This is a genomic window from Variovorax brevis, assembly GCF_030317105.1.
GTDB classification, from domain to species: Bacteria; Pseudomonadota; Gammaproteobacteria; order Burkholderiales; family Burkholderiaceae_C; genus Variovorax; species Variovorax brevis.
In genome coordinates this window covers 19,905-28,426 of record NZ_JASZYG010000036.1, presented here as the reverse complement: position 1 = coordinate 28,426, position 8,522 = coordinate 19,905, and the positions used below count along the sequence as shown (strand labels likewise).

Here is an 8,522-nt window from a genome sequence, read left to right as displayed (position 1 = left end):
CCACGGCTTCTCGCCGCTGCCCTTCGCGGAGGCGCGCTTCACGAGGGCGATCGGCGTGGTCATGCGCAAGAATCACGTGCTCTCGCCGCTTGCGATGCGCTTTCTTGAAATCCTGCGAGAGGGCGTCGAGTAGCGGTCGTCAGTGCTTCGCCACACCACGCCATCGGGCATCAGCGACTTGGGCGGCGTTCACGACCCATCACTCGCCCCTCGCGCTCAGTGGGTCCCGGCCGGGTTGCGACTTTTTCCCTGCTATCTGGGCACGTGGTTGGCGAGCACGGTTTGCACCTCATACGTGCCTTGTTGAACTGCTTCTGAATCGAACGACTGCTCCAGAGGCCCTGCTTTTGAGCTTGGCATCGAGATCAAGCTGCCGGCCGTCTCGATGTCTCGCCACGTAGCCAGAAAGTCCAGGTCGCGACGCACTGAGCGACTGCTTTGGTCAGCATTCCGGAAGTTTGCGGTCGCAATTCGAAATTTGGCTCAGGGCCCTGACCTCCATTTGAGCAGCCAGGCAAGCGGTCGTTCGACTCTGCGATAGCAAGGCCCCATGGGAATGCAGCCGGGCTATGACTGCAATACCTTCGAACCGGTCCTTCCTGCCGAGGCCTTCTTGGGCTTGGGACGGCAGGAGGCGGCCTCACAGCGTGAGTTCGTCGAGCGACCCGTAAAGACAGCTGACGCTGCGCTGCTGCCCTTCGCGGCGCGACGCTCACCGACCGCCATGGCCCTCAGCGGACATGCAGCCAATCGATCCTGGCGAGACGGGCTGAAAATTCAAGCGCGGCCTACTTGCGCCAGAACGCCCACCACGCACCTCTTGTCCGATGTGGGTTGTGCAGATCCGCGCCAAGCGTCGACAAGGTAGCTCCTTTTCTGCAGCGCAACTCGAGTTCCAGTTCATGCGCCCGACCCTTGGCGTCTCGTTCTCCATGAAATGCTCGAGCCCGCCACTGTGCGGCCAGTGCAGCCAATTGCTCGTTGCTGAGATTGTCAAACTTGAATGATGAGTTCACGTCCTGAATATCCCTACGCGATTTGACACTGGAGGTCTGCGCGGGATTGCCTACGGCGAAGCATCTTCCCGCATCTGCATGCACACGCCTTCTTGTCCGTGCCGCGCGAGCGCTGGACGAGCGCAATGTAGGCGCGACGGTGATCGCGGCGAATACCTCGCCTGAAGGGGTTTACGATCGAGTGGGTTTCTGTTAGCTCACGAGCCCCCTGCGGGCCGCCTCCAGCGCGGCCTCGGCGCGCGAGGACACATCAAGCTTGCGGTAAATGTTCTTCACATGTTCTGCGATCGTGTGACGTGAGAGGCCAAGTTGCTGCGCTATTTCCGGGAGTGTGTAGCCCTTGGCCACACGCTGCAGCACTACCGTCTCCTGCTCGGTCAGCCTCACTGTCCTGACTTGTGAAGCGGGTTGTGGTTGGGGCGGGGCCCGTCCGGCCGAGTTCTGACCGAAGAAGGAAAGCACGCGGCGCGCAATGGGCGGTGACAACGGCGGCTCGCCGCTCGCGATGCGCAGCAATTGAGCCGCCAAGACCTCGCGTGGCTGGTCCTTGAGCAAATACCCGAATGCGCCGGCCTGCAGAGCCGGAAACAGGTGCTCGTCGTCGTCGTAGATCGTCACAACCACCGCCAGACATTGCGGCTGCTGACGGTGCAGGGTGCGCACCACGTCAATGCCGCTTCCGTCGGGTAGCCCGAGATCGACCAGCGCCACATCGAACGCTTCGCCACCGGCACAGTTCATCGCCGCGTCGGCGCGGCCGACGGCCGTCACCTCGATCCCGTGAAACACCGCCCGCGCGATCTCGACCAGCCAATCCCGCACATCGGCAAGGTCTTCGACGACGAGGGCTTGCTTCATGTGAGCTCCTGAGTGGCGTGATTGATCAATGGGATGCTGACGACCAGCAACGTGCCGGCGCCGCCCGGCGGCACGCGGAAGCGGTGCTCGCCGCCGAGATGGCGCACGCGTCGCTCGATATTGAGCAAGCCGTGTCCGCTGTGCGCACCACCACCCGGTTGCAGACCGCGGCCGTCGTCCTCAACTTCAAGCTCCAGTGCGCCCCCACGGAAGCGGATACGCACTGCGCAATGCCCGCCACCGCTGTGACGGATGGCGTTGGACACGGCCTCGCGCAGGATACGCGTGACCTGCACGTGCGTGCGCGCCGGCAGGATCAGGTCCGCTGGTGGATCGTCCGCCGACCAATCCGGCAGCATGCCGGCCTCGGACAGACGGGTCACAGTTTCGGCGCGCCAATCCGCCAGTGCCTCCTGCGCAGCGGTGACGTGTCCGGTCATCCCACGCACGGATAGGCGCATCTCCTCCAACGCCTGACGGGCCATTGCCGCGATGCGATCGGGCTGGCCGCCGCGCTGGCTGGCCTGCACGATCGTGAGCAACTGCGCGCCCAGGTCGTCATGCAGGTCGGAGGCGATACGCCGGCGCTCTTCCTGCGCCGCCTGTGCGGTGCGCAGCTCGGCGATCTGTTGCCAGTTGCGTTCGATCTCGCGCGACTTGCCGAGGACGCGCAGCTCCAGTTCCTGGTTCAGCGTCTCGGCCTGGGTCAGGGCACGAACGAACAGCTGGATCAGGCGCACTGCGATCACACTGAACACCAGCGGCATGGTGAAGTGACCCAGCACGACGTTCGGCAGCGGCAGCATGCCGTACTGCTGGGCCATCTCCAGCCCGAGCAGCACGATGGAGTGCACGAGCACGATGCCGACCAGCCAGAAGTCCATGCGGTGGGTGCGCCAGGCCAGCACCAAGAAGACGAAGATGCACACCAGAAACTCCACCGTGCCAACCAGGTAGAGCGCGGTGGCCGTGGTGAGCAACTGCGTTCGCGGCGTGAAGACCACCAGCAGTGCGAAGGCCGCGCTCTGGAGGGCCAGCGCACAGTCCATCCACCCCCAGCGCCGTCCAAGCAGGCGCATCAGGAACAACAAGGCGCAGGAAACCACTGGGAAGAACGCGAAGGTCAGAAAGGCCTCGGTCGCCCAGTGCGACCCGAATGACAAGCGCGTGAAGAGGCGGGCAGTGAGCGCGGCCCAGCCGATTGCGAACAACGCGAAGTAAAGCATATAGCGATCGCGGCGGCGCGCGAGCCACAAGCCGAACAGGGCCAGGCCGAAACCCAGCAGGGTGGTGGAGATGATCTGGGAGACCGTGATGTTCCATGTATACCGGCTGTCGTACTGCGCCTGCAGGTCCGCGAGCGAGCCGACCTGCACCGCCGACATGCCGCTGGAACGTTGTCGCGAGGCCGCCTCTCCGAAGGCGTGGCCCGCCACCTGGACGCGCAGCTCGTTGCCCTGCGCCTTCAGCAGAGCCCGCGGCAGGGGGAACAGATTTGGGTAGTAGCAGTTGCGCAGATAGGGCTGCTCCATGGGACCGCCGGAACCGATCAGCTCGCCGTTGACGAACACTTGCAGCGCGCTGCAGGCGCGCGCAATGTACACGCCCAACAGTTCCTTGCCACTGGGCGCGTCGAAGTGCATTCGGTACTCCGCGACGCCGCTGAAGCCGAGCAGCCCTTCGTTCCATTCGTGAGGCAGGTCGACCCTCATGGGCGCCCTGCCAGGCGCCATGACCTCTGCCTGCGGCAACGTCAGCACCTGTGCTTGTGTCTGCGCCAGCCCGGCCAAAAGCAGGCACAGGGCGAGCCGGCGGGCGAATCGCAGCAGGAGATCAGCGGGATATGACACGGAGCGGGACTGTACCTAGGCCGTCGAGCAGGCAATCCCCGCGAGTAGGTGATGGACCGGGCCTGCTGGTCAGAAGAGCTGCGACCGCCATCGCATTCGAACAGCCCTGGGGCTTGCACCTCCAGGGCTCGTCCATCGACGCTAGGTGGCAATCAGCGGTTGAAACTCATCACGTAGATGTGCGAGCGCGTCGGGCTGGTGGGCTCGGCATTGATCGACACGGTCAGACCGGTGCCCGGGACCTGGAACTGGTAGAGCTCCGCGAAGGGCGTGACGCCGTCAGGCATCAGACCGGCATCGCGGTGACGGTAGCCAGGCAACGGCGTGTTGAGCTGGGTGCGGTCCACGCGGCCATCGTCACGAGTCCGGGTCAGATTGTTGCCGTCGACCGCCGTCAGGGTCGTGGTGCCGACCGCTGGTGGCTGGGTCACATTGTTCTGGCCCACACGGTTGAACTGGATGTCGTAGTAGCTCGTCTTGGAGCCCACTGCAGCCGCAACGATGGGCTGCAGCTTGGTCAGCAGGAAGTGCGACTGCTCGGTTTCCGGAGTGTTCGCGCCCGTCGGATTGGCCGTGCCGAATACCACCATGCCGCCGCTCGGGGCACGGTAGCCGTACATCTGAGCGACGCCGCCACCGGCTTCCAGCAAGTCCATACCGCCGTCGGAGCGGTCCGTCACCGTGAGATTCGCTTCGGTGTCCGGCGTGCATGTCTGCGGCGAGTTGCGAAGATTGATGTCACACACCTCGACCTTGTCGTTGGCTGCGATGGTGAATTTGCCCGGCCAGTGGACGAAGCCGTCGTCAGGCACATATCCGCTCTGAAGCAGGTCCCAAGTGCCGGCCAGCGATGCCTTGGCATGCGTCTGCACAGGGATCAGGTAGCCCACGCTGGAGCGCTGGGTCGTGCTGTTGAAGATCTGGTAGCCACCCAGACCCGAGGCGCCAACGGCGAACTCGTAGCGAACCTGGTCGGTACCTTGCAGGCCTTCTGCCGCAAACGTGCACGGCTTGGCGGCGTCAGCGGCAATAGTCAAGTTGACCGTGCCATCGCCCGACTTGTAGGTCATTGCCTTGAAGTCGATGTCGCGCACCGTGGTGCGGCCGAAGAAGTCGACGGTGCGGTACTTGCCACTCAATGCGACCGCGCAGCCGGCCAGCGGACCCTTGCCCGCATCGCCAATCACCGTTCCGATCGTGCCGCCGTTCGCTGCGGAATCAGCGATCTGGTTGACCAGCTGTGGCAGCGATTCGACGCTGATCCTGGTGCCCAGTTCGTCCAGGAGCTTGTCGTAGCCATTACCTGCATCCGGGTTGGTGCTGGTTGCCGCGACCAGCGGCGCCTTGAACGGGTCTATGGTGCCCAGGTCCACGCCTATGGCCTCCTTGATGGCGGTCAACACGGCATTCGTTGCTGCCACCAACTGGGTGCTGGTCACCTGGCCGCTGTTGGCGGAACTAAAAGCAGCGAACAAGTCGGATGGCAATCCAGCGCTCAGCTTGGCCACAATCATCTCGGTCAGGGGCGTCACATTGGCCGCAGCACTGGTCGTATTACTTGCCGAATCGATCGAGCCGGCTTCGGCCACCGAGTGCAGGCTGACCTCAACACTATCCTGTGTGCCTGTGACATTGATGATGCAAGGCAGCGCACCGCCGGTCATCTTGAGGGTGTAGGCGCCATTGTTGTTGGTGGTGGCTGTGCCATTGCCGCTCACACACTTCACGGACACGTGGGCGTTGGCCAAGGCGGCGCCGGTAGCGGCTGTGCCAGAAAGCTGCAGGCTCGGCTCATTCTTGGTCGTGCCCGACGGTGCGGCGGAATTGCTGCCGCCGCTTCCGCCGCCGCCGCAAGCTGCGATCACCATCAACGCCGCGCAGGCGGTTGCTGACTTGGCCAACACATCAAAACGCTTCATGCTGTTCATTCCTGGTTGTTTGTGATGCGCCCGCCACACGACGGGCTGCGCGGATTCGACACAATTCGAAACATCCCGCGGCCCGGAGTCTATGAAAGGGCATTGACTCTTGCCCCCCTTGATTGAGGGGGGCGTCGCCTTGAGACAACGTTTGTTCGCGCGGTTTTGGGGGTAAGCGTGAAATTCTTCGCGGCGGCGAGTCCACGGAGGAACTGCCTTCGTTTTTTTTTGTCTGGTGCCTTTGCTTCCGAACTCGCCGGGGATGGATGCGCGTTAAACGCGCTTCAAAGCCAATGGCAGAGCAGTCCGCCATTGGATTGGAGGGCAGCAATACCTGCGCGACGTCCTCGCGAGGCTGCCGACCCACTTGAACAGCCGGACCGAGGAGTTGCTACCGCACCGCTGGCGGGCCGGCAACGACATCAACAAATTCGCCGACTGAGCGACTGGTCGGCACTGCCGTCAAGATGGGACGGCAAGACGCTCACGCATCATCTACGGCCGGTCACAAGGTAATGCAGTCGTAGCTCGGCTGCATGCTCTCGAGCGACTCGCCCTTGCACCCATCGAACGACCGCTATCTTGGCCAGCCGAGTGGAAGTTGGGGCCCGTTGCGGTCACACAAGATCAACAACAACCTGACATCCGCCAAAGCCGCTGAACGCCAGAAGCCGCCGTACGTGTCGCACTGCGCGCAAGTGGCTGTTCGTCAGGGGAACGCGACGAGAATATCGACATAGCCCTATGGCCACGCCCGATTGCAATGAAAAAGACTTCTGCGGACCGCCTCTCTCTTGATCTGTATGACCAGCCTGGCCACCTCATTCGACGCGCGCAGCAAATAGCGCTGTCGATGTTCCGGGAGGTCCTCGGTCCTGACGTTACACCGGTGCAGTACGCGATCCTGCGCATGCTGCAGGAGATGCCGGGAATCGACCAGGTGACCCTCGCCAAACAGGTTGCACTGGACACATCAACCACGGCGGACATTGCGGCCCGCTTGGAGGCTAAGGGATGGATTGAGCGGGAAATCCTTCCGCGGCGGCAGCGCAAGCTCAGCCTCACGGCCGCTGGTGAACAGATGCTCGCGAGCTTCGTTCCGGATGTGCATGAACTGCGCAAGCGGATGCTCGCCGATCTGGAGCCCGCAGAGCAGGAAGAGTTCAAGCGGCTCCTGCGCAAGTTCGTGCACATCCACGACAACCGCGACGCTTAGACAAGCGGTCCGCGAGCCGCAAGGCCCTCACAACTGTTTCAATTTTCAGGGTTTTCCCTGTAATTTCTTGGATTTCACATTCAGTACACTGAATCACGTTCAGCATACTGAATGAAGCTGAGCGGCACTCGCCGAGCCAAACGACGGACTCGGTCCCACGACCAACGGAGACCCTCGATGAAATCCCTGCTACGCCCTGCGCCCCCTCGAAGAAGTCCCTCTTGCGCTTCCAATCTGAAGCGCGCTGCGATCTTTCAATACCGTTCGAGGAGGCCGCAATGAGCACCTCTTTGCGTGAGACGGTGGACCACCGCCCGATGACGAGTTTTCAGTGGGGCGCCATCGCGGTCTGCATGGCGCTGAACATGATCGATGGCTTCGACGTCCTGGTCATGGCCTTCACCGCCGCATCAGTGTCCGCCGAATGGAAGCTCACCGGTGCCCAACTCGGCTTCCTACTCAGCGCGGGCCTGTTCGGCATGGCCGGCGGATCGTTGTTCATCGCGCCCTGGGCGGACAAGATCGGACGCAGGCCGCTCACATTGATCTGCCTTGCCACCTCCGGCATCGGCATGGTTGCTTCGTCCTTCGCGCAGTCGGAAATCCAGTTGGCCATCCTGAGGGTCATCACGGGTCTCGGCGTCGGCGGCATCCTGGCGTGCAGCAACGTCATCGCGAGCGAATATGCGTCTCAGCGCTGGCGCGGCCTGGCGGTGAGTCTTCAATCCACCGGCTACGCCTTGGGTGCCACTATCGGCGGCACCATTGCCGTGTGGCTGCTTTCCCAGTACGGATGGCGCTCGGTCTTCCTGTTCGGCGGCTGCGCCACATTCGCGGTGATGGCGTTGGTCCTATGGCGCCTGCCGGAATCGCTCGACTTCCTGCTCGCCCGTCGCCCTGCCAATGCGCTGGAACGACTGAACCTGGTGGTCGCGAAGCTCGGCCTGCCGCGCATTGCCGAACTGCCCGCTGCACCTGTGCAACGAGACGTGCAGAGAAGCGGCTTGATGCAGTTGTTCTCTCCTGAGCTGCGCCGGCCCACCATCCTGGTCTGGCTGTCGTTCTTCATGGTGATGTTCGGCTTCTACTTCGTGATGAGCTGGACACCGAAGCTACTCGCAGCGTCCGGGCTGACGCCGGCACAAGGCGTGACTGGCGGCGTTCTGCTCAGCCTTGGCGGGATCTTCGGCACCGCGTTGCTCGGGCTGTTGGCGGCTAGGTTCAGGCTGAACCATGTGCTCGCCGGCTTCATGCTGGTCTCGGCGGTATTGCTCAGCTTCATCGTCAGCAACCCGGGCTCCCTGTGGATGTCCTTCACGCTTGCCTTCTTGATTGGCATGTTCGTCAACGGCTGTGTCGCTGGCCTGTATGCCATCGCCCCAGTGGTGTACGGCGCATCGGTGCGTGTGACCGGCGTGGGCTGGGGCATCGGCATAGGCCGCATCGGCGCCATCATTTCGCCGCTCGTCGCTGGTGCGCTCATCGATGCCGCATGGCGTCCCACTCAGCTCTACATGGGATACGGCATGGCATTCGTGGCCGCGGCCGTCATCGTGCTCCTGCATCGCCTGCAGCCGCCTGTCGATTCAACCGAATCCGCCTTGACCCCACGCGCCGCTCACTGAACGGCTGCGCAAAGACCCCTCAACCCCACACCCTCACA

The 8,522-nt window shown here is 63.0% G+C and carries 6 protein-coding genes; 3 read left to right on the top strand and 3 right to left on the bottom strand.

Annotation, left to right across the window (positions count from 1 at the left end; translation table 11 throughout):
• Positions 1 to 1,208: 1,208 nt before the first annotated feature.
• The 3 genes from QTI66_RS37595 to QTI66_RS37585 all read right to left on the bottom strand — a co-directional run bounded on the left by QTI66_RS37595 (position 1,209) and on the right by QTI66_RS37585 (position 5,643).
• Entirely contained in the window at positions 1,209 to 1,874 is a 666-nt protein-coding gene (locus QTI66_RS37595; protein WP_286565472.1) for a response regulator, read from the bottom strand.
• Positions 1,871 to 3,586: an ATP-binding protein gene (locus QTI66_RS37590; protein WP_286565471.1), complete on the bottom strand. Its 1,716-nt coding sequence runs from the start codon at positions 3,584 to 3,586 to the stop codon at positions 1,871 to 1,873. The genes QTI66_RS37595 and QTI66_RS37590 overlap by 4 nt, the downstream gene beginning before the upstream one ends.
• A 290-nt stretch (positions 3,587 to 3,876) precedes the next feature.
• On the bottom strand, positions 3,877 to 5,643 hold the full coding sequence (locus QTI66_RS37585; RefSeq protein WP_286565470.1) for a hypothetical protein: 1,767 nt from the start codon (positions 5,641 to 5,643) through the stop codon (positions 3,877 to 3,879).
• A gap of 316 nt (positions 5,644 to 5,959) precedes the next feature.
• Between QTI66_RS37585 and QTI66_RS39790 the strand changes: the two genes are divergently transcribed.
• From QTI66_RS39790 to QTI66_RS37575, 3 genes are all read left to right on the top strand, one after another.
• Complete coding sequence (locus QTI66_RS39790; protein WP_353506279.1) at positions 5,960 to 6,085, top strand: transposase domain-containing protein; 126 nt, start codon at positions 5,960 to 5,962, stop codon at positions 6,083 to 6,085.
• Positions 6,086 to 6,406: 321 nt separating this feature from the next.
• Positions 6,407 to 6,859 (top strand): MarR family winged helix-turn-helix transcriptional regulator, encoded by a 453-nt coding sequence (locus QTI66_RS37580; protein WP_286565469.1) that lies wholly within the window; start codon positions 6,407 to 6,409, stop codon positions 6,857 to 6,859.
• Between the two features lie 278 nt (positions 6,860 to 7,137).
• Positions 7,138 to 8,484 (top strand): MFS transporter, encoded by a 1,347-nt coding sequence (locus QTI66_RS37575; RefSeq protein ID WP_286565468.1) that lies wholly within the window; start codon positions 7,138 to 7,140, stop codon positions 8,482 to 8,484.
• Positions 8,485 to 8,522: the final 38 nt, after the last annotated feature.